A 23350-nucleotide genomic window follows, 5' to 3' on the forward strand; every position below is an offset into this window, starting at 1 on the left:
CGGAGGGGCCCGGACTCGGAGGGGCCCGGACTCGGAGGGGCCCGGACTCGGAGGGGCCCGGACTCGGAGGGGCCCGGACTCGGAGGGGCCCGGACCCGGACGGTACGGAGTCCGTCCGCAGGTGTCACCCGAGGTCCAGTAGCCCCCGGCGTACCGCCTCCGACACCGCTGCCGCGCGGTTGTCCGCGCCGAGCTTGCGGTAGACGCGGACGAGGTGGGTCTTGACGGTGGCCTCGCTGAGGAACAGGGCCTCGGCGATGGACCGGTTGCTCAGCCCGTCGGCCAGCAGCCGCACCACCTCCACCTCCCGCCCGCTCAACTCCCGCTCGGGAGCGGGTGCTTGGGCGACGAGTTCGCCCACGACCTCCGCGCCGAGCCCGAGCGCTCCGACGGCCACGCCGCGCACGGCCCGAAACAGCTCCTGCGGCGGACCCGCCTTCAGGACATAGCCCCGCGCCCCCGCCTCCAGCGCCCGCACGACATCGACCCGCCCCGAGTAACTCGTCAGCATCACCACGGGAACCCCGGGTGCCGCGACCCCCAGTCTGCGCACCGCCTCGATCCCGTCGATCCCGGCTCCGCCGCCGCCCGCGAACCGCAGGTCCATCAGCACCACGTCTGGGACCAGCGCGGCCCCGAGCCGCACGGCCTCCTCCGCGGTGCCCGCCTCGGCGACCACCTCCAGGTCCGGTTCACCCTCCAGCAGCGCGCGCAGCCCGGCCCGTACGACGGCGTGGTCGTCCGCGAGCAGCACACGCAACGGGGCACCGCTCACCCGGCGGCCACCGCACTCGGCGCGGCAGCAGGGCGTGCCGCCGATGCCGCCGACGACACGGGCACCGTGGCCCGCACGCACGTACCGCGCCCCGGCGCGCTGCCGACCTCCAGCTCGCCGCCGCACTCGCGCAGCCGCGCCCGGGCCGCCGGAATCCCGAGCCCGCGGCCCGGACCCGAAGCGGCGCCGACCCGGCCCGCGTCGAACCCCGCGCCGTCGTCCCGGACTTCGAGCTCCACCCGGTCGGCGTGGCCGTACAGGGTGACCAGGACGTTCACCGCGCGGGCGTGTTCACGCACGTTGGCCAGGGTGCTCTGGGCGACCCGGAACAGGGTCGCGGCCACCGCGCCGTCCAGGGCGGGCCGGGCCGCGCCCAGCGCGCGGAACCGTACCCGGGCCGCCGCCCCCTCCGCCTCCGCCCGGTCGCACAGCAGCCGCAGCGCGCCCTCCAGGCCGGCCTCGTCCACGGCGGTCGGCGTCAGGTCCCGGATGATCCTGCGGGTCTCCGCGAGGTTGGCGCGCAGCCCGTCGGCGACCGCCCGGACCCGGGTCCGCGCCACACCCGGACGGGCGTCCCAGTCACGGTCCGCCGCCTGCAACAGCATGACGCCGCCCGCCAGTTCCTGGGCCAGCGTGTCGTGCAGGTCCCGGGCGATTCGGGCACGCTCCGCCAACACGCCCGCCGCACGCTGCTGTTGGGCGAGCACGTCCCGGGTGCCGCGCAACTCCTCGACGAGCCGCAGCCGTTCGGCCGCGGCACGCTGCTGGGCGCGGTAGAGAGCCACCGTGCCCCACACCGCCGCCACCGGGATCAGCACGATCTCCGGGTCGAACTCCCCGGCGCTGCACATGAGTTGACCAGCCAGCACGACGGTCAGCGCGGCCACCGCCACCCCGGCCGACCGCCGGTCCAGCGCCCGCAGCGCCGCACAGGCCAACGGCACCGCGCACCACACGTAGGCGGCGGTGAGCGATGCGGGAGCAAGGAGGACGAGAACCGTCCACAGCGCCAGCAGCGCCGCGACCCACACCGGCCGCCCGAACCGCCCCAGCCGGTCCAACCTGTCCCCGGCCGCGAGCCCGCCCGTGTACACGACCGCCAGCAGTCCGCTGACGGTCACGATGTCCCAGCACAGCTCGATCCTCACCTGCACCAGCCGCACCAGACCCGCGCCGACGACGAGGAAGAACGTCAGATGCGAGACACGGTCCAACGCCGACCGGCTCCCACGGGCGGCCCCCGCATAGGCACCAGACGTACCAGGCGTACCAGACGTACCAGAGGCACCGGAGGTTCGGTCGGGAGCGCGGTCGGGCACGGCAAATCCCCTTGGACGATGATCCGTTCGAACAGGGCGGCCGAGTCTATCCGTCAGCGGCAGGAGATGTGTGAGGCCCGTCGAGGGCGGCCGGCGGCGTCCGTCACGCCCCCGGGTGCAGCCCGAGCACACCCGGCGTCGGGTCGCCCTTAGCCTCGCCGAAGTACAGGGCGAACGTCTGCTTCAGCCGCTCCACCTCGGCCCGGTCGGCCATGAAGCGGGGGAAGCCGTCGATGTTCGCGTTCGGGTACTCCCAGATCGGCTTCAGGTTGGCCGCGGGAGTGACGTCCGTGCGGACCGACCAGCCGTTGAAGGAGTTCTGCTGACTGTCCTTCGACAACTGCCAGTTGAGGTAGAGCTTGGCGGCCGTGGGGTGCGCGGCCTGCTTCAGGATCGCCGCCCGCTGCCCCCATCCCATGAACGGGGCGCTGTCCGGGACGACCCACTTCACCGGGCCTGGCGCGAGGGGCGCTCCTGCGCCGCCGACGCCGATCGCGTACTGCCCCGACTGCACGGCGTCGCCGGGCGAGTTGCTGCCGCGCGCGAACCGGACGTCCTGCGCGGCCAGTCCGGCCACCCAGTCCCAGCCGTAGTGCTTGACGTACAGGGAGTACAGGAACAGCGAGGCGTCGTCGTCGTTCGGGTACGACGACGCGATCCGCCCCTTCCACTTCGCGTCGAGCAGGTCCAGCGGGGTGCGAGGCGCGTCCGAACCCACCGCGTCCGGCCCGTACATGAAGCTGAAGCCGATCGCCGCGACCGCGACCCACGCGCCCTGCGGGTCCTTGAACGCGTCGTAGACCTTCGAGAACCCGGCGGGCTTGTACGACAGCAGCCGGCCCTGGGCCTTCCAGCGGGTGAAGTCCTGAAGCGTCTGCAACTGGACGACGTCGGGGACGAGGGTGCCGGTGGCGAGCTGGTTGTCGACCCGGACGTCGTGGTACTTGCTGTAGTCGACGACCATGGTCAGCTCGACGTCCGGGAAACGCTCGCGCCAGGCGGCCCTGACGCCGTCCTGCTGGGTCGGGGTGTCCCCGCCGGCATAGACGACGAGCTTGCCCCCTTCCGCGACGGCGGCCCGGTACAACTCGTCGAGCGACCTGCTCTCCTCGGCACCGGCACCGGTCCGGTCGGCGGAAGCGGGGGAGACAGGGGAGGCGGACGCCGGGGACGTGCCGAGGGCGCTGAGGCCGAGGGCGGCACCCGCCCCGGTCGCGAGGAGACGCCTTCTGCTGGGGAAGCTGGGCATGCTGGGGAGACCTCTCTGGACTCTCAGGGGGAGTGGGGGGTGGGGGCCGACCGGGCACCACGGTCGAGGCCGAGTCTGCCGGTCCGGGAGGCCGCCCGCTGTCCTCCGGACGGAGCGGATGACGGACGTACGGTGGAATCCCTGTTCAACCGATCGGTTGAACACCCCCTGCAAGCACCGCCGTTACGGCCGGGCCAGTCAGCGCATCGCGAGCGCGAGGTGCAGCCGCAGCCGGTTCTGAGGCGTCCGCACCGGTCCTGGAGCGTGGAGTGGTGGACGTTCGCCTCGGCCACCGCCGCCCGCAGACTCGGCGTGGCGGTGACGGCGTACAGGGTCGCGAGCAGCCAGGGGACGTCCACGGCGGCCGACTCGACCGCGCAGACGTCCCGCGACGGTTCGGCACGACGACATCGGCCAACAGGGCGATGCCGCCGAGCTCTTCGGCGTACACGACCCCCGGTCCGGGGTCCTGCGCGGTGCCGTCCGTGGTGAAACGCAGCGCGGTGCGGGCCGCCGCCCAGGAGCGGTGCGGCTCGGGCACCGGCACGGCGGGCCCGACCCCGGCCCGGCCGACGGGCCCCGCGTCCCGGGCGTCCGCGGGCAGCACCCGGGGCAGGCCGCCGGGCGTGGCCCGGGCGCGGGCCGGGGCGGCGGGGGCGAGGCCGAGCCGGCGGGCCGCGTGCAGCCGGGCCGGTTCGGCGGCCGTGGCGTCGAGGAGGGTCTCGATCAGGGCGGGATCGTCGAGCGGGGCCCGGCCGTGCGTACGGTCGAGGACGAGGCGGGCCGCGCCGGCCGCCCGTTCCAGGATCACGGCGTCCACGACGCTGGGTGCCGCACCGCCGTGTTCCAGCCGCAGCGTGGCAGCGCCGCCGGGCGTCAACGCAGTGGACGGCCAGTCCGGGTCCGGCGGCAGATCCGTGTCCCGGCGCGTGCCGTCGGCCTCCACCCGGATCCGCACCCGCCGGTCGGCGTCGACGAGCCGCGCGGCCACCCCGGCCGGCACCGCAGCACCGCGCACCAGCGCCTCGGCCCCGGCCCGCGACTCGGCCAGCCGGTCGAACTAGGCGATGACCCGCACGGCGGTCAGGTCCAACTGTGCGAGCAGTGCGATCCCCGGACCCTGCCGGATGGCCGGAATGTCCTCGAGGTTCAGCCCCGGCTGGACCATCTCGCTGGTCAGTTCCAGCGCGGCGGCACGCGGGTCATGGGTTCTCCTCATGCCGGACGCCGGACGCCGGACGCCGGACGCCGGACGCGAAACGCGGATGCGCGCCGACTCGAGCCCGCCCATGGTCGGCGCAGCCGCCCCCGCCGGACCGCCACCGCCCGCCGGACCACCGCCGTACGGCGGAACCTGCCCGCCATTCGGCGGGTGACATCCGTCCCCGGGCTCGCGTCTTGCCAATACGTGACCTTTTGTTCACCTCTGAGGGGTGGAAAAGATTCGGCCACTGCGACAATGATTTTCACCCTCATACAGACATCGGAGTACCACCAGTGAACGTATCGCTCTCGGTCTGGCTGCTGACGATCGCGGCCTTGTGCGCGCTCGTCGCCGTCGACTTCTTCATCGGCCGCAAGCCGCACGACGTCTCGGTCAAGGAGGCCGGCACCTGGACGATCGTCTGGGTCGTGCTGGCCTGCCTGTTCGGGCTCGGCCTGTTCTTCTTCGGCGGCGGCAAGCCGACGGGCGAGTTCTTCGCCGGGTACATCACCGAGAAGTCGCTGAGCGTGGACAACCTCTTCGTGTTCGTCCTGATCATGGGCAAGTTCGCGGTGCCCACGCAGTACCAGCAGCGGGTGCTGATGGTGGGCGTGCTGATGGCCCTCGTGCTGCGCGCGGTGTTCATCGCGGCCGGCGCGGCGATCATCTCGACGTTCTCCTGGGTGTTCTACCTCTTCGGCGCCTTCCTGATCTGGACGGCGTGGAAGCTGATCCAGGACGCCAAGAAGGACGCGCACGAGGAGGAGTTCGAGGAGAGCAAGCTGCTCAAGGCGGTGGAGAAGCGGTTCGGTGTGGCCGACCGCTACCACGGCACGAAGCTGTGGATCGAAGAGAACGGCAAGCGGGTCATGACCCCGATGCTGGTCGTGATGCTGGCGATCGGCTCCACCGACGTGCTCTTCGCCCTCGACTCGATCCCCGCCATCTACGGGCTCACCGAGGACCCGTACATCGTCTTCACCGCCAACGCGTTCGCCCTGATGGGCCTGCGCCAGTTGTACTTCCTCATCGGCGGCCTGCTGAAGAAGCTGGTCCACCTCAGCTACGGCCTGTCGATCATCCTCGGCTTCATCGGCGTCAAACTGCTGCTGCACGCGCTGCACGAGTCCGGGGTCCACGTCCCCGAGATCAGCATCCCGTTCTCGCTCGGCTTCATCGTGCTCGTCCTAGGCGTCACGACCGTCACCAGCCTGCGCGCCTCCAAGCGGCAGGAGGAGGCCGTGGCCCGGGACAGTTCCCCGGTGTAGCGGGCTCCACACCGCGACGGCGGGACGGCGCTACGGCGCTGGCGCCGCCTCCGCGCGCATCAGCACGCAGTCGAACTCGATCACCCGCCCCGTGGCCGCCTCGCGCGTCACGGGGTACATGCCGGTGATGCCGAACCCGGCGGCCTCGTACGTTGCGACGGCCTCGCCCATGCCGGGGCTGCCCTCGTAGAGCCTCAGCACGGCGACCTCGGACTGCATGCCGACGAACTCCGCGATCCGCTCCCCGGCCCCGGCGAACACCTCCAGGTCATAGCCCTGGGTGTCCATCTTGAGGAAGGGGCGCGGATCGGCGAGGCCGGCCAGCGCCTCGTCCATGACCTCCGCCAGCCTGCGCACGCGGATCTCCTCGGTGTCGGCCTTTCTGAACCGGCTGTAGCGGTCCTTGCCGTAGTCGCTCGCCGGCAGCAGGGAGTTCATCGTCTGCCAGCCGATGTGGATCTCCGCGGTCGTCTCCTCGCGGCCCAGCCCGCACTGCACGACGTGCCAGTCGGGGTCGTCCGCGGCGGCCCGCGCCAGCCGGGCGAACGTCTCGGACGTCGGCTCGAAGGAGACGATCCGGCCGCCGTAGCCGAGCCCGCGCAGCCGCTTGGCGTACTGGCCGGTGTTGGCGCCGACGTCGAAGACGCAGTTCACGCCGTAGCGTTCCAGCATCGCGGTGACGTGCTGGGCGCAGAGGTATTCGGCGGCGGCCAGTTGCAGTGCGCGCTCGTCCCGCCGGTCCGGTGAGTCAATGAGGAGCACGGCGCCGGTGTCGCCCAGCCGCACGGCGTCGCCCCGCACGACCTCGTCCCGCGCGCCGTCCCTGATCCGCCGCAGCACCCAGGTGTCCTTGTCCGAGCGGATCGCCCGGTACGGCCCGTCGCGCCGCGAGACCACCGCCGTCCCCGGCCCGAGATCGGTCACCCGGACCCCGATACGGGGCATCAGGCCGAGCAGTCGTCGATAAAGGGTGCGCATCTCCCCACCCCTACCAGATCCGACCCGAAACGGTCTGCACGCAAAACGACATTCGCGTCCGGTCACCGCCTCTTGGCTTCGAGAGCACTCGAATGCCTGGCGTCACCGGAGTCGGTGCAGGGGCAGGGCGGGGGACGGCAGACCGGACGACGATCGGAGACGGACATGCGTGTGGGTGTACACATCAACCAGTTCGGCCACAGCCGGGGCGCGAGCGCGCTCGGCGCCGAACTCGCCGCGGCCGGCGCCGCGGCGGAGGCGGCCGGGGTGAGCCGCCTGTCGGTGATGGACCACTACTTCCAGATGGAGTTCAACGGCGGCGCCGAGGCCCCCATGCTGGAGGCCTATACGACCCTGGCCTACCTCGCGGCCCACACCTCCACGATCAGGCTCGGCGCGCTGGTCACCGGCGTGACCTACCGGCACCCCGGGCTGCTCGCCAAGATCGCCACGACGCTCGACGTGCTGTCCGGCGGCCGGGCCTCGCTGGGCATCGGCGCGGCCTGGTACGACCGTGAGCACGAGGGCCTCGGGGTGCCGTTCCCGCCGACCGCCGAGCGGTTCGAGCGGCTGGAGGAGACCCTGCGCGTCTGCCTGCAGATGTGGGACCCGGAGAACGACGGGCCGTTCGAGGGCGCCCACTACCGGCTCGCCGAGACCCTGTGCGTGCCCGCTCCGGTCAGCGCCCCGCACCCGGAGATCCTGATCGGCGGCGGGGGCGAGCGCAAGACGCTGCGGCTGGTCGCCCGGTACGCGGACGCCTGCAACCTCTTCGCCTCGACGCCCGAGGAGGTCGGCCACAAACTGGACGTCCTGCGCGGGCACTGCGACACGGAAGACCGCGACTACGCCACCGTCCTGAAGACGATGACGTACATGGGCGACGCCGCCGAAGACGACCTCGACGCCTTCCTGCGGGACGCCGGCGGCTACGCCAAGCTCGGCATCGACGAGGTGATCCTCGCCCCGCGTCTCGGCGAGACGGCCGGCTGGATCGAGCGGTTCGTGGCCCCCGCCGTACCGCGCCTGGCCGAACTGGACTGACCGGACCGGCGGACGCGCACGCGACGCGAGGGGCCCCGGTGCAACCTTCCCGGAACCCCTCGCGTGCAGTACGACACTCCGGCGCGCCGACGAGGCCTCAGGCGGCCGTGACCTCGCCCGCGTGGCCGTGCAGACGCGCCACGACCTCGGTGAGCTGGGCGGCGACCTCGGCGTCGTCGACCGGGTGGGTCTCCGCGAAGCGGGTCAGCGAGCCCGGGATGGAGAGCTTCAGGTCCTCGATCACCTTGCCGCCGGCGATGCCCACGGCCTTGCGGGCCTCGTCCTGCGCCCATACGCCGCCGAACTGGCCGAACGCGGTGCCGACCACGGCGACCGGCTTCCCGCCGAAGGCGCCGGCGCCGTAGGGGCGCGACAGCCAGTCGATGGCGTTCTTCAGGACGGCCGGGATGGTGCCGTTGTACTCGGGGGAGAACAGCAGGAAGGCGTCGGCGGCCTGGGCGGCGGCGCGCAGCTTCGCGGCGGCGGCGGGGACGCTGCCCTCGACGTCGACGTCCTCGTTGTAGAAGGGGATCTCGGCGAGGCCCTCGAAGAGGTCGACCTCGGCGCCCTCGGGAGCGACCTTGACGGCCGCCTCGGCGAGCTGGCGGTTGGTCGAACCGGCGCGGAGGCTGCCGACGAGCGCGAGGATGCGGACAGACATGGAAACTCCCAGAGACTGAAACATTGCCGTAACGGATCCGGACCGAGGTCCGTTTATTGTTCTAGCACCCTAACCGGACCGTGGTCCAGTTTCTTCCCCGTGCTTTACGCTGAGTTCATGTCCGCCGTTCTGCCACCCTGTCCGGAGCCCGAGGAGACCACCGACCAGCCCGAGCTGCTGCACCTCGGGCCGCTCGGCGACGAGCCGTGCCTGCGTGCTGACGCGGCCCGCAACCGGGCCAGACTGCTCGACGCCGCCGCCCGGCTGATCGCCGAGCACGGCGCGGCCGGGGTCACGATGGAGGCGGTGGCGACGGCCGCGAACGTGGGCAAGGGCACGGTGTTCCGCCGCTTCGGCGACCGCACCGGGCTGCTGACCGCGCTCCTGGACCACTCCGAGAAGCTGTTCCAGGCCGCGTTCCTGAGCGGCCCCGCGCCGCTGGGGCCGGGTGCGGAGCCCGTGGAGCGGCTGCGGGCCTTCGGCATCGCCATGCTGCGCCGCTCCGTCGACCAGCTCGACCTCCAGCTCGCGGCCGAGCCCGGACCGGAGCGCCGCTACTTCATGCCCCCGCGCCGCGTCCACCACAGCCACCTGGTGCTGCTGCTGCGCCAGGCGGTGCCGGGCGCGGACGCCGAACTGCTCGCCCACACGCTGATGGGATACCTCAGCCCCGTCCTCGTCCACCACCTCACCCGCCAGTGCGGCATGCCACCGGCGCGGCTGGAGGCCGGCTGGAGCGAACTGGTCGACCGGGTGACCGGTGGGGTGGCGACTGGGGCGGTGACCGGGAGGGAGCCGGTTCAGGGCTGAGCGGTGAAGAGGTCGACCACGGCCCGCGGCGCGTCCTCGGCGAACAGCGCCACACCGTTGCGGGCGGACTCCGCCGCGGCCGCCGCGCTGCGCGGGAACATTTTCTCCTCGTAGGCGGCCAGCGCCGCTTCGGGCTCGCCCGGGTGCGCGGCGAGGGCCAGGCCCAGTTCGGCGCCGTCGAGCATCGCGAGGTTGGCGCCCTCGCCCGCGAACGGTGACATCAGGTGGGCGGCGTCGCCGAGCAGGGTGACGCCGGGGACGCGCTCCCAGCGGTGACCGACCGGCAGGGCGTGGACCGGGCGCGGCACCAGCGGCCCGTCGGCGTCGGCGACCAGTGCCCGCAGGCTGTCGTCCCAGTCCGCGAAGTGCCCCAGGACGTACTTCTTGGCCGCCTCGGTGTCGGCGGGGTCGACGCCGTCCGCCCAGTCCTCGGGAACCCGCAGCGCGACGTAGACGTGCAGGCTGCCGTCGGGCTCGCGGTGCGCGAGGACGCCCCGGCCGGCGCCGAGCGCGAACAGGGACCCGCCGCCGACGACCCGGGCGCTCCCCGGATGCCGTACGTCCGCCTCCCGCAGGTCCGTCTCGACGAACGACACGCCCGTGTAGGCGGGCCGGGCGGCGGACAGCAGCGGGCGGATCCGCGACCAGGCCCCGTCCGCGCCGATCAGCAGGTCCGTGGTGAAGGCGGAGCCGTCCTGGAGGCTCACCTCGTGCCGTCCGTCGCCCAGCGCCCGCGCGCCGGTGACCTTCGCGCCCCAGCGGACCGTGCCCTCGGGCAGCGAGCCCAGCAGCAGGGCGCGCAGTGCGCCCCGGTCGACCTCGGGACGCCCGCCGTTCCCGTCGTCGCCCTGCTCGAAACGGACCACCGCGTCCCGGTCCAGGACCCGCGTGGCCTCACCGCCGGGCAGGACCAGCGCCCGGAACTCCTCGTACAGTCCGGCGGCGCGCAGCGCCTGCTGGCCGGACTCCTCGTGCAGGTCGAGCATGCCGCCCTGGGCGCGGGCGGCGGGCGAGGCGTCCAGGTCGAACACGGCCGACTCGACGCCGTGCACGCCCAGCACCCGGGCGAGGCTGAGGCCGCCGAGTCCGGCGCCGACGACGGCTACGGGGAGATGCATGGCTTCTCCTAGGGAGTGGGTCATCGCGTGCGGATCGTGCGGATCAGGTACGCGCGGGTCTTCGTGCCGTCCCGCGTCACTCGGGTACGACGGTCTGCTCGATGCCGCTGATCAGTGCCTGGAACCCCCAGGCGAGGCGGGCCTCGGGCGGGCCCGAGAGGAGTGGTCCGGCGAGGCCGGTGATGTGCGGGTGGGTCCGCGCCGACGCGCCGCGCACCGCCTGCCGCAGGGCGTCCCAGTCCTCCTGGTCCTTGCGGGAGGGCTCGCCCGCGTGCTCGGCGGCCGTCGCGGTGGCGTGCTGGAGCAGCAGGTCCACGCCCCACGCGGCCTGCGCGGGCGCGACCCCGCCCTCGTCGAGCAGCGCCAGCAGGGTCTCGATCAGGTCCAGGTAGTGCGGGCCGCTGGGCCAGGCGGTGAGCGCCGAGCGGGCCAGGTCCGGGTGGTCGAGGAGCAGCGCGGTGTACGCGGTGAGCACCCGCTCCAGCCGCTCACGCCAGCTCCCCCCGGCCGGCGCCGGTCCGATCGTGCCCAGCAGTTCGTCGAGGACGGCCGCGTGCAGTTCCGCCGTGTTGCGGACGTACACGTACAGCGAGGCCGGGCCGGTGTCGAGCTCCTCGGCCAGGCGACGCATGGTCACCTTCCGCAGTCCTTCGGCGCGCAGCACCGCCACGGCGGCGGCCACGATGCCCTCCCTGGTCAGGGCGGGTTTGGCCGGGCGCTCACGGCGGCTGCGCGGGGTGTCGGGTCGTGCTGTCATGCCTCTCAAGGTAACGAACATGTTCGTCGCGAACAAGTACGTCACGAACATGTTCGTTGACGGTTCATCGGATTGAGACATCCCCCGCCCCCGACCCCGGGCACGGCTTCTGCCAAGATGCCGTACGTCATGGTGCAGATACCGAACACGCCCGCTCCGACGAAGTCGCCGGTGCCGCGCCCCGTGCCCACGAGCGCCGACGTGGCCCGCCTGGCCGGCGTCTCGCGCGCGACCGTCTCCTACGTCCTGAACAACACCAGCGCCGTACGCATCAGCGAGCCCACCCGCCGCCGCGTCCACGAGGCCGCGAAGGAACTCGGGTACGTGCCGCACGCGGCCGCCCGCACCCTGCGTGCCGGGCACAGCCGGATGGTCCTGATGCCCGCCCTGCCCGTCCCGGCGGGGCCGCTCTACAGCCAGTTCGTGCACGACTTCCAGGGCGCCCTGAGCCGCCTCGACTACACCGTCGTCCAGTACGGCGCGAGCGGACTGCCCGCCGACGACGCCGCCCGCGCCTGGGCCGAACTGCGGCCGGTGGCCGTGGTGATGCCCGGTCCCGGCCTCGGCCCGGCGGGGGTGGCGGTCCTCAAGCGCTCCGGCGCGCGGGCCGTCGTCACCCTCGGCTCCGAGCGGGTCGAGGGCGCCCACGCGCTGCTCCTGGACCAGATCGGCGTCGGGCGCAGCGCCGCCGGGCACCTGTACGAGCGCGGCCGGCGCCGGATCGGGGTGGTCGTACCCGAGGAGCGCGGCATGGAGATGTTCGCCGCGCCCCGCCTCGGCGGCTCCCGCGAGGCCGTGCACGGCACCGACGCGACCGTCACCGAACTGCCCCTCGCCTACACCGAGGAGGCCGCGGCGGCCCTCGCCGCCCGCTGGCGCGGCCTCGGCCTCGACGCCGTGTTCGCCTACAACGACGAGTACGCCATGCTGCTGATGCGCGCCTTACAGGACGAGGGCTTACGCGTGCCCGAGGACGTGGCCGTCATCGGCGCCGACGACCTCATGCTCGGCCGCCTGCTGCGGCCCCGGCTCAGCACCGTCCGGATCGCCCTGCCCTCCGGCCGCGACCTCGCCGAACTGGTCGACCGCACGGTCCGCAACCCCGTGGCCACCCCCGAGGTGCACGAACTCTTCGGAGCGACGGTGGTGAACCGCGACTCCACCTGACCCGCCCGCGCCCATCGGGAGCGCGCCCAACTCCCCTTCGGGATACGGGTATTCGGCGACAAGTACCCGACGGGACGCGGCTTTCCCGTGTGACGCATGGCTAGGATGTTGCATGCTCAACCAGACGGGGATGTGTTCGGCCGTCGGAGCCTGGTCGCCCGGCTGCGCCCGATCACCGCATCCCGCCACGCCGCAGCCGAACCGGCGGCGACAGCACGGGACTTCGGATTTCCGCCGCCCGTGTGAGCCGTCAGTCCCGCGGGTCCACCGATCGGAGCCGTCATGCCCTTGCTCGACCCCCAGACCTGGCAGTCCCGCACCCTCTCGGGCCCCCGCCACACCGTCACCGAGCCCGCCACCGGCGACGCGCTGGGCACCGTCGTCCTGGCGAGCGGCGCGGACGTCGCGCCGGCCGCCGAGGCCGCCCGCGCCGCGCAGGCCGAGTGGGCGCGCCTGCCGCACTTCGTGCGCGCCGGAGTGCTCCGCAAGGCCGGCGACCTGTTCGCCGCGCACGCCGACGAACTGCGCGACTGGATCGTCCGCGAGTCCGGCTCCATAGCCGGCAAGGCCGACTTCGAACTGCACGTCGCCGCCCAGGAGTGCTACGAGGCCGCCGCCCTCGCCTCCCGCCCGGCCGGCCAGATCCTGCCCAGCGAGGCACCCCGGCTCTCCTACACCCGGCGCGTCCCCGTCGGCGTCGTCGGGGTCATCTCCCCGTTCAACGCCCCGCTGATCCTCTCCATCCGCTCCGTCGCCCCCGCCCTCGCGCTCGGCAACGCGGTCGTCCTCAAGCCGGACCCGCGCACCGCCGTCTGCGGCGGCCTCGCGCTGGCCGCGGTCTTCGCGGCGGCGGGCCTGCCCGAGGGCCTGCTGCACGTCCTGCCGGGCGGCGCCGAGACCGGCGCGGCCCTGGTCGCCGACCCGCGCGTGCCGGTGATCTCCTTCACCGGCTCCACCACGGCCGGCCGCGCCGTCGGCGAGGCCGCCGGCCGCCACCTCAAGCGCGCCCACCTGGAGCTCGGCGGCAACTCCGCCCTGATCGTGCTGGCCGACGCCGACCTGGACGCGGTGATCTCCACGGCCGCCTGGGGCTCGTTCTTCCACCAGGGCCAGATCTGCATGACCACCGGCCGCCACCTGGTGCACGCCTCCCTCTACGAGGAGTACGTCGAGCGGCTCGCGGCGAAGGCCGACGCCCTCGCCGTCGGCGACCCGCACCGCGCGCAGGTCCACCTCGGCCCCCTCATCGACGGCGGCCAGCTCGCCAAGGTGCACGGCCTGGTCGAGGCCAGCACCGCGGCCGGCGCGAAGCTCGCCGCGGGCGGCACCCACGACAACCTCTTCTACCGGCCGACGGTCCTCGCGGGCGTCGACGACGACACCCCCGCCTACGCGGAGGAGGTCTTCGGCCCGGTGGCCCCCGTGCGCTCCTTCAGCACGGAGGACGAGGCGGCGGCCCTGGCAGCGCGCAGCTCCTACGGCCTCTCGCTCGGCATCGTCACCCGCGACACCAGCCGCGGCCTCGACCTCGCCGAACGCATCCCGACCGGCATCGTGCACATCAACGACCAGACGGTGAACGACGAGGCCGTCGCCCCCTTCGGCGGACTCGCCGCCTCCGGCACCGGCGCCCGCTTCGGCGGCGAGGCCAACCTGGAGGCCTTCACCGACGTGCGCTGGACGACCGTCCGGGGCGACGTCGCGCCGTACCCGTTCTAGGACCCGCCCACCCCGTCCGGGGTCACTCGCTCTTGGCCTGCTCCGCCTCGACCGACCTGCGGACCTCGTCCATGTCCAGCTTGCGCGCCTGTCCGATGACGTCCGTCAGGGCGGCCTCGGGCAGCGCGCCCGGCTGGGCGAACACCGCGACCCGGTCCCGGACGATCATCAGCGTCGGGATCGACTGGATACCGAAGGCCGCCGCCAGCTCCGGCTGCGCCTCGGTGTCCACCTTGCCGAACACCAGGTCCGGGTTGTCCTGCGCCGCCTTCTCGTACACCGGCGCGAACTGACGGCACGGCCCGCACCACGACGCCCAGAAGTCGATCAGGACGAAGTCGTTGTCCGTGACCGTCTGGTCGAAGTTCTCCTTGGTGAGCTCCACGGTGCTGCTCATGACCTGAATCCTTCTTCCCTTGTGGATTCCCCGGGCAGGGACGAACCGTCCGGGGAACACGGCCGCCCGCACACGTATTCCGCGCCCCTACCCGTGTGGCCACCCCGCACACCACCCACCAGACTGACCCCATGACGGAAACGGAAAACATCGCGTACGACGTCGTGGTGCTCGGGGCCGGTCCCGTGGGGGAGAACGTCGCCGACCGCACCCGCGCGGCCGGGCTCTCCACCGCGGTCGTCGAGAGCGAGCTCGTCGGCGGTGAGTGCTCGTACTGGGCCTGCATGCCGAGCAAGGCCCTGCTGCGACCGGTCATCGCCCGCGCCGACGCCCGCCGGCTGCCCGGCCTGCGGCAGGCGGTGCAGGGCCCCCTGGACGCGGCGGCGATCTTCGCCCGCCGCGACTGGTACACCGGCGACTGGACGGACGACGGCCAGGTCGACTGGCTCAAGAGCATCGGCGCCGACTTCCACCGCGGCCACGGCCGACTGACCGGCCCGCGCACGGTGACCGTCGGGGACCGCGTCCTCACCGCCCGGCACGCCGTGGTCGTCGCCACCGGCACCCGCGCCGTCCTCCCCGACCTGCCGGGCCTAGCCGAAGTGAAGCCCTGGACCAGCCGGGAGGCCACCAGCGCCCACGCCGTGCCCGGCCGGCTCGTCGTGGTCGGCGGCGGGGTCGTCGCCACCGAGATGGCGACCGTCTTCCAGGCCCTCGGCGCGCAGGTCACCGTCCTCGTGCGCGGCAAGGGCCTGCTCGACCGGATGGAGCCGTTCGCCGGCGAACTGGTCGCCGAGGCCCTCACCGAGGCCGGCGCGGACATCCGCACCGGCACCTCGGCGACCTCGGTGACCCGCTCCGACGGCACCGTCGTGGTCGTCACCGACACCGGCGAGCGCATCGAGGCCGACGAGATCCTCTTCGCCGTCGGCCGCGCCCCGCGCACCGACGACATCGGCCTCGAGACGGTCGACCTGGCCCCCGGCTCCTGGTTCACCGTCGACGACAGCCTGCGCGTCACCGGCACCGACTGGCTGTACGCGGTCGGCGACGTCAACCACCGCGCCCTCCTCACCCACCAGGGCAAGTACCAGGCCCGGATCGCGGGCGCCGCCATCGCCGCCCGCGCCGCCGGGAGCCCCCTGACGCAGACCGACCCGTGGAGCGCCCACGCCGCCACGGCCGACCACGAGTCCGTCCCCCAGGTCGTCTTCACCGACCCGGAGGCGGCCGCGGTCGGCCTCTCGCTCGCCGAGGCCGAACGGGCCGGGTACCGGGTGCGGGCCGTCGACGTCGACATGGCGTCGGTGTCCGGCGCGGGCCTGTACGCCGAGGGCTACACGGGCCGCGCCCGGATGATCGTCGACCTGGAGCAGGAGATCCTGCGCGGGGTCACCTTCGTCGGCCCGGGCGTCGGCGAACTGATCCACTCCGCGACCGTCGCCGTCGTCGGCCAGGTCCCCATCGCCCGCCTGTGGCACGCCGTCCCGTCCTACCCGACGATCAGCGAGGTGTGGCTGCGCCTGCTGGAGGCGTTCCGCGACAACTGACCTACGGCAGCCGGAAGTTCAGTTCCTCAGCCGCCAGCGTCGGCGTCGGCTGCGCCCACCGCTCCTGCGCCGTCTGGCTCGCGGAGAGCGACCGCAGTTCGGCGCGGTCGAGGTAGAGCATGCCGTCGAGGTGGTCCGTCTCGTGCTGGACGATCCGGGCGGGCCACCCGGCGAACACCTCGTCCAGCGCCCGCCCGTGCTCGTCCTCACAGGTCAGCCGGACCTCGGCGTGCCGGGCCACCACCGCCTGGTAGCCCGGCACGCTCAGACAGCCCTCGAAGAAGGCGGCCGGAGCCGAACCGACCGGCTCGTACGCCGGGTTGACCAGGACCCGGAACGGCTGCGGCACCCGGCCGCGCGCCACCCGCACCTCCTCCGGCACCGGCGCCGGATCCTCGATGACCGCGATCCGTAGGCCCACCCCGACCTGCGGGGCGGCGAGGCCGACGCCCGGCGCCGCACGCATGGTGACGCGCAGCGCCTCGACGAACCTGGCCAGCAGCGCGGGGTCGAGCTGGCCGTCGTAGCGCACGGTGGCCGCGCGCAGGACCGGGTCGCCGGCCGCGACGATGGGCAACGGGCCACCGGGGGCGAGGAGTTCCTCGATCCGGTCGGCAAGGGGCGCGCGGGGACTGGGAGATGCCATCGGGCCAGGATGCCATGACCGGATCACTGGTGACGCAGGTCACTCGAACTGGCGGGAACTCGGCGCCGCCGCCATCCGACTACTGGTGCGTCCCTGACTGGAAACCGCCCGCCTCAGCCCCGCCCCCCGACCCCGGAGAAGCCCGCCGATGTCCTCTGCTCCCCCGACCACCACGGACGAGGCCCCGCAAGCGGCACCGGCCCCCGCGCCCACGTCCCGCGGCGCATGGGCCCCGCTGCGCCCGCTGGTCCTGCGCCTGCACTTCTACGCCGGCCTGTTCGTGGCCCCCTTCCTGCTGGTCGCCGCCGTCACCGGGTTCCTGTACGCCGGAGCGTTCCAGGCCGAGAAGTTCGTGTACGCGCACGAGCTGACCGTGCCGGTCGGCGACGCCGAACTGCCGATCTCCGCCCAGGTCGACGCCGCCCGCAAGGCCCACCCCGAAGGCACGGTCGCGGCCGTACGGCCCGCGCCGCAGGACGACGCCACGACCCGGGTGATGCTGTCCGGCGTCGAGGGCGTGGCCGCCACCCACACCCTCGCCGTATTCGTCGACCCGTACACCGGCGAGATACGCGGCGCGCTGGAGCAGTACGGCTCGACCGGCGCGCTGCCGCTGCGCACCTGGATCGACGAGTTCCACCGCGACCTGCGCCTCGGCGAGAACGGCCGCCTCTACAGCGAACTCGCCGCGAGCTGGCTGTGGGTGATCGCGGGCGGCGGCCTCGTGCTGTGGTTCTCCCGCCGCCGCGCGCTGCGCAAGGTGCGCGGCACGAAGGGGCGGCGGCGCACGCTCGGGCTGCACGGCACGGTCGGCGTGTGGGCCGCGGCCGGCTTCGTCTTCCTGTCCGCGACCGGCCTGACCTGGTCGACGTACGCGGGCGCCAACATCGACGTGCTGCGCACCTCGCTCGGCCAGTCCACGCCGTCGGTCTCGGCGGCCGTCGGCGGCGGCGAACACGCCGGTCACGACGCGGCCTCCGGCAGCGGCGGGGACGCCGAACACGGCGTCGGCCTGGACAAGATCCTGGCCGCCGCGCGCACCGAGGGGCTGGGCGACCCGGTCGAGATCGTCCCGCCCGCCGACGCCTCCTCCGCGTACGTCGTCAAGCAGGTGCAGCGGAGCTGGCCCGAGAAGCAGGACGCGGTCGCCGTCGACCCGGCCACCGGCGAGGTCGTCGACGTGCTGCGGTTCGCCGACCACCCGCTGCTCGCCAAGCTGACCCGCTGGGGCATCGACCTGCACACCGGCGTCCTGTTCGGCCTGGTCAACCAGATCGCGCTGATGCTTCTCGCGCTCGCCCTGATCCTGCTGATCGTCTGGGGCTACCGCATCTGGTGGCAGCGCGGCCGGGGCTCCGCCTTCGGGCGGCCGATCCCGCGCGGCGCGTGGGCGCAGGTCCCGCCGTACGTCCTCGTCCCGCTGCTGGCGGCGGTCGCCGTGGTCGGCTACTTCGTCCCGCTCCTCGGCATCCCGCTCGCCGGCTTCCTGGCCGTGGACGTCGTCCTCGGGGAGATCGCCCACCGCCGGGGGCAGCGCACGGCCGCCTGAACTCAGTCCTCGGGGAAGTCCCCGGCCAGCGCGGAGGCGAGCCGCAGATGCGGTGCCGCCTCCGCGTGCCGCCCCTGCCGCTCCAGGGTGCGGCCCAGCATCAGCCGGGCGTAGTGCTCGACCGGGTCGCGTTCGACGATCACCCGCAACTCGCTCTCGGCGCGCCGGAGTTGGGCCGAGTGGTAGTAGGCGCGGGCCAGCAGCAGCCGGGGCCCGGTCTGCTCCGGCACCTCGGCGACCAGCCCGACCAGCACCCGCGCGGCGGTGGCGTACTGCTTCGCGGCGAAGAACATCTGCCCCCGCTCCCACCGCTCGGCCTGCGTCCCGTGCCCGTAGTAGGCAAAGTCCCGCGTCGCCTCGTAAGTCGTCGTCCCGCTCGTCGTGTCCACTGGTGTTCGACCTCCTTCGCGGCCGACAACCGGGAGGGTTGGCTGAATATTCCACAGGCGGCCAGGGGTACTGCGCGCGGGTGAGACCAGGTGTCGTCCACCGCCCCGGCACGTTGTCCTCACCATGACGCTCGACAGTTCCAAGCCCCTGACCACCGAGCACGCCGAGGACGCCGAAGGCACCGCCGTCCAGCCGCTGACCGGCGACGCGTACCTGGAGAGCCTCCGGGACGGACGGGAGGTGTGGATCTACGGAGAGCGCGTCAAGGACGTCACCACGCACCCCGCGTTCCGCAACAGCGCCCGCTCGGTGGCCCGCCTCTACGACGCCCTGCACGACCCCGGGACACGCGGCGCACTCACCACCGCCACCGACGTCACCGGCGGAACCTTCACCCACCCCTTCTTCCGCGTACCGCGCTCCGTGGCCGACCTGCGGGCCGCGCGCGACGCCATCGCCGGCTGGCAGCGCATGACCTACGGCTGGATGGGCCGCTCACCCGACTACAAGGCGTCGTTCCTCGCCACCCTCGGCGCCGACCCCGACTTCTACGGCCCCTACGGCGACAACGCCCGCGCCTGGTACCGCCGCGCCCAGCACCGGGTGCTGTTCCTCAACCACGCGATCGTGCACCCCCCGGTCGACCGGCATCTGCCCCCGGACGAGGTCGCCGACGTGTACGTGCACATCGACGAGGAGACCGACGCCGGCGTCGTCGTCAGCGGCGCCAAGGTCGTGGCCACCGGATCCGCGCTGACCCACCACACCTTCATCGCCCACGTCGGACCCCCGCTCACCGACCCCGCCCTCGCCACCGTCTTCATCGCCCCGATGGACACCCCCGGCCTGAAACTGATCTGCCGCGCCTCCTACGAGCAGTCAGCGGCGGCCACCGGCAGCCCCTTCGACTACCCCCTCTCCAGCCGGCTGGACGAGAACGACGCCGTCATCGTCTTCGACCGGGCCCTGATTCCCTGGGAGAACGTCCTCGTCCACCGCGACGTGGACCGGGCCAACACCTTCCTCAACCACTCCGGTTTCCTGCCCCGCTTCGTCTTCCACGGAGCCGTCCGGCTGGCGGTGAAGCTGGACTTCCTGTGCGGGCTGCTGCTGCGCGCCGTGCGCACCACCGGCACCGACGCCTTCCGCGGCGTCCAGGCCGGCGTGGGCGAGGCGCTGGCCTGGCGGCACACGGTGTGGGCGCTGACCACGGCGATGGTCGAACAGGCCGACACCCGCGAGGACGGCAGCGTCTCCCCGAACCTGGACCACGCCCTCGCCCACCGCGTCCTCGCGCCCACCGCCTACACCCGGATCAAGGACATCATCGAGAACCACGTCGGCAGCTCGCTGATCTACCTCACCTCGCACGCCGACGACTTCCGCAACCCGCAGCTCCGCCCCTACCTCGACACATATTTGCGCGGCGCGCACGGCACCACCGCCGAAGAGCGCGTCAAGCTGATGAAGCTGCTCTGGGACAGCATCGGCAGCGAGTTCGCCGGCCGCCACGAACTGTACGAGCGCCTCTACGGCGGCAGCGCGGAACAGGTACGCGTCGACGCCTACAAGCACGCCGTGAAGGGCGGCCTCGGCGACGAACTCGGCGCCCTCGTCGACCACTGCATGTCCGACTACGACCTCAACGGCTGGACCGCCCCCGACCTCATCGACCCCCGGCGGCCCTGAGAACCGCCTCCTCATGAACCGGCAAGGCCGCTACGGCAGTTCGTGCCCCAGGCCGTCGAGCAGGTCGGCCGCGGTGCGGACGTCGGTGTCGAGCGGGCGGTCCGGGTCGATGGCCGGGATGGTGTCGCAGAGCCGGTCGAGGAGGTCCGCGCAGGCCGGCGCGGTCGGGCGGCGGGCGCCGACGTGAGCGGCCTGGCGCAGGGCGACGGCGAGCGAACCGTGCAGCAGGCGCAGCGAGTCGGCCTGGTCCAGCGCGCCCAGGGCGGCTTGGCTGCCGAAGGGGACGACGTCCTGGTTGTGGCCGTTGGTCGGCAGGCTCTGGACGGACGCCGGGGTCGCGGTGCGCCGCATCTGGGCGAGGATCGCGGTGGCGGCGATCTGTACCCCCTGCACGGCGTGCTGCCGGCCCGGCTCGCGGGCGAGCATGGGCGGCAGACCTCCGTTGCGGTGCGGGTCGACGAGCAGGTCGAGCTGGCGCTCGGCCAGGTTGCCGGTCTGGACGGCGGCCAGCGTGAGCAGGTCGGCGGCGAAGGCGACCGGCTGGCCGAAGAAGTTGCCGCCGTGCGCGATCTCGTCCAGCTCGGGAAAGCACAGCGGGTTGTCGCTGACCCCGCCCAGGTCGTGCCCGATGACCTCGTCGGCGTGCCGCAGGCTCGCTCCGACGGCGCCGAGCAACTGCGGCGCGCAGCGGATGCTGTACGGCTCCTGGAGCGGGCGCAGCCCGGTCGGCACGGTCCCGGCCAGCAGCCCGCGCAGCGCCGCGCCCGCGCGTACGGCGTCGGGGTGGCCGAACGCGTCGAGCAGCGCCGCCGAGGCGAAACCGGGGGCGCTGCCCAGCAGATCGGCGAGGAGGGCGGTGAGTCGCAGCGCCGTGGCGTGGGCCCGTCGCAGTCGGGCCAGCGCGAGGCCGCCCGCCGCCGCGGTGAGCGAGGTGCCGTTGACGAGGGCCAGCGCGTCGCGGCCGTCGAGCACCAGCGGCCGTAGCCCGGCCCGGTCCAGCGCCTCGGCGGCGGGCATCGCCACCGCCTCGACGTAGGCCCGCCCCCGGCCGCGCAGCGCCTGGACGGCATGGGCGAGCGGAACCAGGTCGCCGCTGGCCCCGACCGACCCGAGGCGCGGCACGGCGGGCGTGAAGCCGGTGCCCAGGGCCGCGGCGAGGGCGTCGAGGACCTGCGGTGTGACGGCGGAGTGGCCACGGGCGAGGGACGCCAGCCGCACCAGCAGCGTCGCGCGCACCACGGCCACCGGCAGGTCCTCGCCCTGTCCGCAGCTCAGGTGGGCGAGCGCGTTGTCGCACTGCTCGGCGGGATCCGCCCGGCCGGCGTACCCGACCAGCGGCCCGAAACCGGTGCTGGCCCCGTAGACCACTTCCCCGGAGTCCAGCCGCCCGGCCAGGAAGGCCTGACAGGCGGCGGCCCGCTCCCGCGCCTCGGGGGCGATACGCACGTCCAGCGGGGCGACGGCCCGCTCGAGGTGATCGGGGGTGAGCGGAGCAGGGAGGGTGAGGGCGGCAGGGGACGTGTCGGCGGAAGAGGGGGCGGGAGGCTGCGATGCGTTCAGGAGCATGATGGTGACGGCCCGTCAGGTCATGGTGGTGAACAGGGCGACGGCGTTCTGGCCGCCGAAACCGAAGGAGTTGCTGAGGGCGGCCCGGATCCGGGCCGGGCGGGGGGACTTGTGGACGACGTCCAGGTCGATCGCCGGGTCGAGGGCGTCGAGGTTGGCGGTGGGCGGGATGACCTGGTGCTGGAGGGTGAGCACGGTCAGCGCCGCCTCGATGCCGCCCGCCCCGCCCAGCGCGTGCCCGAGGACGCTCTTGTTCGCGGTGACCACCGGCGGCTGCCCGAACACCTCGTGCAGGGCACGGAATTCGACGGCGTCGTTGAGCTGCGTCGAGGTGCCGTGCGCGTTGACATGGCCGATGTCGGCGGGCGCCAGCCCGGCATCGCGCAGCGCCGCGCGCATGGCCTCGGCGGCGCCCCTGCCCTCGGGATGCGGAGCCGCGAGATCGTGCGCGTCGCTGGACGCCCCGTAACCGGCCAGCACCGCCCGAGGCCGCGCACCGCGCGCCACCGCGTGCCCGGCCCGCTCCAGTACGAGGATCCCCGCGCCCTCACCGAGGACGAAACCGTCGCGGTCCCGGTCGAAGGGCCGCGAGGCCCCGGCCGGATCGTGCGCGCGCCCGGACAGCGCGCGCATCTGCTGGAAGCAGGCGACCACGCCCGGCAGACAGCCGGATTCCGCGCCGCCGGTCACGACGACGTCGCAGGAACCGCCGCACAGTAGATCCCGGGCGATGCCCAGGGCGGTCGTCCCGGAGGCGCAGGCGGTGGCCACGGCCAGGCTCGGGCCGCGCGCGCCGAGATCGAGCGCGACCTCGGCCGGCACCATGCTGGGGACGCTGCGCACGATCGCCAGCGGTGAGATCCGCTCCGCCCGCTTCTCGTTCAGCCGCCCGAACTCCAGCGGATAGCGCTCCAGACTGTTGCTGCCGACGCCGAGGACGACGGCCACCCGCGCCGGATCCCGGTCACTGGTGTCGAGTCCGGCGTCGGCGACCGCCTCCCGCGCGCCGACGAGGGCGAGCTGCGCGAAGCGGTCCAGCCGCCAGGCGCGCGAGCGGCCGATCAGCCGGCCCGCGTCGAAGCCCGGCACCCGGCAGGTGAAGTCGACGTCCAGATCGGCGAGTTCGGGATCCGTGGCCGCCGTCGGCCGACCGTCCAGCATGCCCTGCCAGGTGGCGTCGGCGCCGACACCGGCCGGGGTGACCAGCCCGACACCGGTGACGACGACCTCCTCGCGCCTCATCGAGCGGACTCCACGGGCGTCGGCGCGAGGACGCGATCGAGCGCGGCGGCGGTCTCCGCGAGGGTGCAGCCGGCGTCGACGCCCTCCAGCGTGACGCCGGTGCGTTCTTGCAGGATGACGCCCAGTTCGAGGAGGGACAGCGAGTCGAGTTCCAGATCCTTGAAGGTGCTCTCGGGACGCAACTCCTCACGGGACTGCCCGAGTTCCTCGACGAGGATGCCGACGATCTGGTCGTAGGTTGCGGACATGCTG

Annotated in this window: 21 protein-coding genes and 1 pseudogene; 8 read left to right on the forward strand and 14 right to left on the reverse strand. The window is 73.4% G+C overall.

The window, feature by feature from the left end; translation table 11 throughout:
- Positions 1 to 124: 124 nt before the first annotated feature.
- The 4 genes and pseudogenes from BMZ82_RS01370 to BMZ82_RS01385 form a co-directional block, all read right to left on the reverse strand.
- Positions 125 to 775, reverse strand: coding sequence for a response regulator transcription factor (locus BMZ82_RS01370; protein WP_093771105.1), 651 nt, complete (start codon positions 773 to 775; stop codon positions 125 to 127).
- Positions 772 to 1989, reverse strand: a complete 1218-nt coding sequence (locus BMZ82_RS01375) for a sensor histidine kinase (RefSeq protein ID WP_093770705.1) — start codon at positions 1987 to 1989, stop codon at positions 772 to 774. The genes BMZ82_RS01370 and BMZ82_RS01375 overlap by 4 nt, the downstream gene beginning before the upstream one ends.
- Positions 1990 to 2197: 208 nt before the next feature.
- Complete coding sequence (locus BMZ82_RS01380; RefSeq protein ID WP_093770707.1) at positions 2198 to 3343, reverse strand: ABC transporter substrate-binding protein; 1146 nt, start codon at positions 3341 to 3343, stop codon at positions 2198 to 2200.
- 198 nt (positions 3344 to 3541) lie between these two features.
- Positions 3542 to 4454 (reverse strand): annotated as a pseudogene (locus BMZ82_RS01385) (PucR family transcriptional regulator).
- 386 nt (positions 4455 to 4840) lie between these two features.
- Here BMZ82_RS01385 and BMZ82_RS01390 point away from each other — a divergent pair.
- Positions 4841 to 5815, forward strand: coding sequence for a TerC family protein (locus BMZ82_RS01390; protein ID WP_093770709.1), 975 nt, complete (start codon positions 4841 to 4843; stop codon positions 5813 to 5815).
- A 30-nt stretch (positions 5816 to 5845) separates the two neighbouring features.
- Here the strand turns inward: BMZ82_RS01390 and BMZ82_RS01395 are convergent, their stop codons facing one another.
- Positions 5846 to 6793 (reverse strand): FkbM family methyltransferase, encoded by a 948-nt coding sequence (locus BMZ82_RS01395; protein WP_093770711.1) that lies wholly within the window; start codon positions 6791 to 6793, stop codon positions 5846 to 5848.
- Positions 6794 to 6958: 165 nt separating this feature from the next.
- Here BMZ82_RS01395 and BMZ82_RS01400 point away from each other — a divergent pair, with 165 nt between their 5' ends.
- Positions 6959 to 7837, forward strand: coding sequence for an LLM class F420-dependent oxidoreductase (locus BMZ82_RS01400; protein WP_093770713.1), 879 nt, complete (start codon positions 6959 to 6961; stop codon positions 7835 to 7837).
- A 97-nt stretch (positions 7838 to 7934) separates the two neighbouring features.
- On the opposite strand, the gene BMZ82_RS01405 is transcribed toward BMZ82_RS01400, so the two are convergent.
- On the reverse strand, positions 7935 to 8498 hold the full coding sequence (locus BMZ82_RS01405) for an NAD(P)H-dependent oxidoreductase (protein WP_093770715.1): 564 nt from the start codon (positions 8496 to 8498) through the stop codon (positions 7935 to 7937).
- A gap of 117 nt (positions 8499 to 8615) precedes the next feature.
- Here BMZ82_RS01405 and BMZ82_RS01410 point away from each other — a divergent pair, with 117 nt between their 5' ends.
- On the forward strand, positions 8616 to 9308 hold the full coding sequence (locus BMZ82_RS01410) for a TetR/AcrR family transcriptional regulator (RefSeq protein ID WP_093770717.1): 693 nt from the start codon (positions 8616 to 8618) through the stop codon (positions 9306 to 9308).
- Here the strand turns inward: BMZ82_RS01410 and BMZ82_RS01415 are convergent.
- Both BMZ82_RS01415 and BMZ82_RS01420 read right to left on the reverse strand, forming a co-directional pair.
- Positions 9299 to 10426 (reverse strand): FAD-dependent oxidoreductase, encoded by a 1128-nt coding sequence (locus BMZ82_RS01415; RefSeq protein WP_093770718.1) that lies wholly within the window; start codon positions 10424 to 10426, stop codon positions 9299 to 9301. The genes BMZ82_RS01410 and BMZ82_RS01415 overlap by 10 nt on opposite strands.
- 76 nt (positions 10427 to 10502) lie before the next feature.
- Entirely contained in the window at positions 10503 to 11183 is a 681-nt protein-coding gene (locus tag BMZ82_RS01420) for a TetR/AcrR family transcriptional regulator (protein WP_093771107.1), read from the reverse strand.
- A 117-nt stretch (positions 11184 to 11300) separates the two neighbouring features.
- On the opposite strand from BMZ82_RS01420, the gene BMZ82_RS01425 reads away from it, so the two are divergent.
- Together BMZ82_RS01425 and BMZ82_RS01430 are read left to right on the forward strand one after the other, a co-directional pair.
- Positions 11301 to 12350, forward strand: a complete 1050-nt coding sequence (locus BMZ82_RS01425; RefSeq protein WP_177244328.1) for a LacI family DNA-binding transcriptional regulator — start codon at positions 11301 to 11303, stop codon at positions 12348 to 12350.
- A gap of 282 nt (positions 12351 to 12632) precedes the next feature.
- On the forward strand, positions 12633 to 14069 hold the full coding sequence (locus tag BMZ82_RS01430; RefSeq protein WP_093770722.1) for an aldehyde dehydrogenase family protein: 1437 nt from the start codon (positions 12633 to 12635) through the stop codon (positions 14067 to 14069).
- 22 nt (positions 14070 to 14091) lie between these two features.
- On the opposite strand, the gene trxA is transcribed toward BMZ82_RS01430, so the two are convergent.
- Complete coding sequence (gene trxA, locus BMZ82_RS01435) at positions 14092 to 14466, reverse strand: thioredoxin (RefSeq protein WP_093770724.1); 375 nt, start codon at positions 14464 to 14466, stop codon at positions 14092 to 14094.
- 131 nt (positions 14467 to 14597) lie between these two features.
- On the opposite strand from trxA, the gene BMZ82_RS01440 reads away from it, so the two are divergent.
- A complete protein-coding gene (locus tag BMZ82_RS01440) occupies positions 14598 to 16016 on the forward strand; it encodes a dihydrolipoyl dehydrogenase family protein (protein WP_093770726.1) in 1419 nt (472 codons plus the stop codon).
- Position 16017: 1 nt separating this feature from the next.
- On the opposite strand, the gene BMZ82_RS01445 is transcribed toward BMZ82_RS01440, so the two are convergent.
- Positions 16018 to 16662, reverse strand: coding sequence for a peptide deformylase (locus BMZ82_RS01445; RefSeq protein WP_093770728.1), 645 nt, complete (start codon positions 16660 to 16662; stop codon positions 16018 to 16020).
- 148 nt (positions 16663 to 16810) lie between these two features.
- Between BMZ82_RS01445 and BMZ82_RS01450 the strand changes: the two genes are divergently transcribed.
- A complete protein-coding gene (locus tag BMZ82_RS01450) occupies positions 16811 to 18211 on the forward strand; it encodes a PepSY-associated TM helix domain-containing protein (protein ID WP_093770730.1) in 1401 nt (466 codons plus the stop codon).
- A 2-nt stretch (positions 18212 to 18213) separates the two neighbouring features.
- On the opposite strand, the gene BMZ82_RS41480 is transcribed toward BMZ82_RS01450, so the two are convergent.
- Complete coding sequence (locus tag BMZ82_RS41480; protein ID WP_256251717.1) at positions 18214 to 18504, reverse strand: tetratricopeptide repeat protein; 291 nt, start codon at positions 18502 to 18504, stop codon at positions 18214 to 18216.
- Positions 18505 to 18724: 220 nt separating this feature from the next.
- Between BMZ82_RS41480 and BMZ82_RS01460 the strand changes: the two genes are divergently transcribed.
- Positions 18725 to 20290 carry a 4-hydroxyphenylacetate 3-hydroxylase N-terminal domain-containing protein gene (locus tag BMZ82_RS01460; protein WP_093770734.1) on the forward strand — a complete coding sequence of 522 codons (1566 nt, stop codon included), beginning with the start codon at positions 18725 to 18727 and terminating at the stop codon, positions 20288 to 20290.
- Positions 20291 to 20320: 30 nt separating this feature from the next.
- On the opposite strand, the gene BMZ82_RS01465 is transcribed toward BMZ82_RS01460, so the two are convergent.
- The 3 genes from BMZ82_RS01465 to BMZ82_RS01475 are packed head-to-tail and all read right to left on the reverse strand — an operon-like array spanning position 20321 to position 23346.
- Positions 20321 to 21856 (reverse strand): aromatic amino acid ammonia-lyase, encoded by a 1536-nt coding sequence (locus tag BMZ82_RS01465; protein WP_093770736.1) that lies wholly within the window; start codon positions 21854 to 21856, stop codon positions 20321 to 20323.
- Positions 21857 to 21871: 15 nt separating this feature from the next.
- A complete protein-coding gene (locus BMZ82_RS01470) occupies positions 21872 to 23098 on the reverse strand; it encodes a beta-ketoacyl-[acyl-carrier-protein] synthase family protein (protein WP_093770738.1) in 1227 nt (408 codons plus the stop codon).
- Complete coding sequence (locus BMZ82_RS01475; protein WP_093770740.1) at positions 23095 to 23346, reverse strand: phosphopantetheine-binding protein; 252 nt, start codon at positions 23344 to 23346, stop codon at positions 23095 to 23097. The genes BMZ82_RS01470 and BMZ82_RS01475 overlap by 4 nt, the downstream gene beginning before the upstream one ends.
- Between the last annotated feature and the right edge of the window lie 4 nt (positions 23347 to 23350).

Source organism: Streptomyces sp. yr375, from assembly GCF_900110755.1.
Taxonomy (GTDB): domain Bacteria; phylum Actinomycetota; class Actinomycetes; order Streptomycetales; family Streptomycetaceae; genus Streptomyces.

Coding starts and splice junctions, on each gene's coding strand:
- BMZ82_RS41480 (WP_256251717.1), bottom strand. CDS start 18,504: ATGTTCTTCGCCGCGAAGCAGTACGCCACCGCCGCGCGGGTGCTGGTC.
- BMZ82_RS01405 (WP_093770715.1), bottom strand. CDS start 8,498: ATGTCTGTCCGCATCCTCGCGCTCGTCGGCAGCCTCCGCGCCGGTTCG.
- BMZ82_RS01440 (WP_093770726.1), top strand. CDS start 14,598: ATGACGGAAACGGAAAACATCGCGTACGACGTCGTGGTGCTCGGGGCC.
- BMZ82_RS01425 (WP_177244328.1), top strand. CDS start 11,301: ATGCCGTACGTCATGGTGCAGATACCGAACACGCCCGCTCCGACGAAG.
- BMZ82_RS01460 (WP_093770734.1), top strand. CDS start 18,725: ATGACGCTCGACAGTTCCAAGCCCCTGACCACCGAGCACGCCGAGGAC.
- BMZ82_RS01395 (WP_093770711.1), bottom strand. CDS start 6,793: ATGCGCACCCTTTATCGACGACTGCTCGGCCTGATGCCCCGTATCGGG.
- BMZ82_RS01470 (WP_093770738.1), bottom strand. CDS start 23,098: ATGAGGCGCGAGGAGGTCGTCGTCACCGGTGTCGGGCTGGTCACCCCG.
- BMZ82_RS01380 (WP_093770707.1), bottom strand. CDS start 3,343: ATGCCCAGCTTCCCCAGCAGAAGGCGTCTCCTCGCGACCGGGGCGGGT.
- trxA (WP_093770724.1), bottom strand. CDS start 14,466: ATGAGCAGCACCGTGGAGCTCACCAAGGAGAACTTCGACCAGACGGTC.
- BMZ82_RS01430 (WP_093770722.1), top strand. CDS start 12,633: ATGCCCTTGCTCGACCCCCAGACCTGGCAGTCCCGCACCCTCTCGGGC.
- BMZ82_RS01415 (WP_093770718.1), bottom strand. CDS start 10,426: ATGCATCTCCCCGTAGCCGTCGTCGGCGCCGGACTCGGCGGCCTCAGC.
- BMZ82_RS01420 (WP_093771107.1), bottom strand. CDS start 11,183: ATGACAGCACGACCCGACACCCCGCGCAGCCGCCGTGAGCGCCCGGCC.
- BMZ82_RS01475 (WP_093770740.1), bottom strand. CDS start 23,346: ATGTCCGCAACCTACGACCAGATCGTCGGCATCCTCGTCGAGGAACTC.
- BMZ82_RS01400 (WP_093770713.1), top strand. CDS start 6,959: ATGCGTGTGGGTGTACACATCAACCAGTTCGGCCACAGCCGGGGCGCG.
- BMZ82_RS01450 (WP_093770730.1), top strand. CDS start 16,811: ATGTCCTCTGCTCCCCCGACCACCACGGACGAGGCCCCGCAAGCGGCA.
- BMZ82_RS01445 (WP_093770728.1), bottom strand. CDS start 16,662: ATGGCATCTCCCAGTCCCCGCGCGCCCCTTGCCGACCGGATCGAGGAA.
- BMZ82_RS01465 (WP_093770736.1), bottom strand. CDS start 21,856: ATGCTCCTGAACGCATCGCAGCCTCCCGCCCCCTCTTCCGCCGACACG.
- BMZ82_RS01410 (WP_093770717.1), top strand. CDS start 8,616: ATGTCCGCCGTTCTGCCACCCTGTCCGGAGCCCGAGGAGACCACCGAC.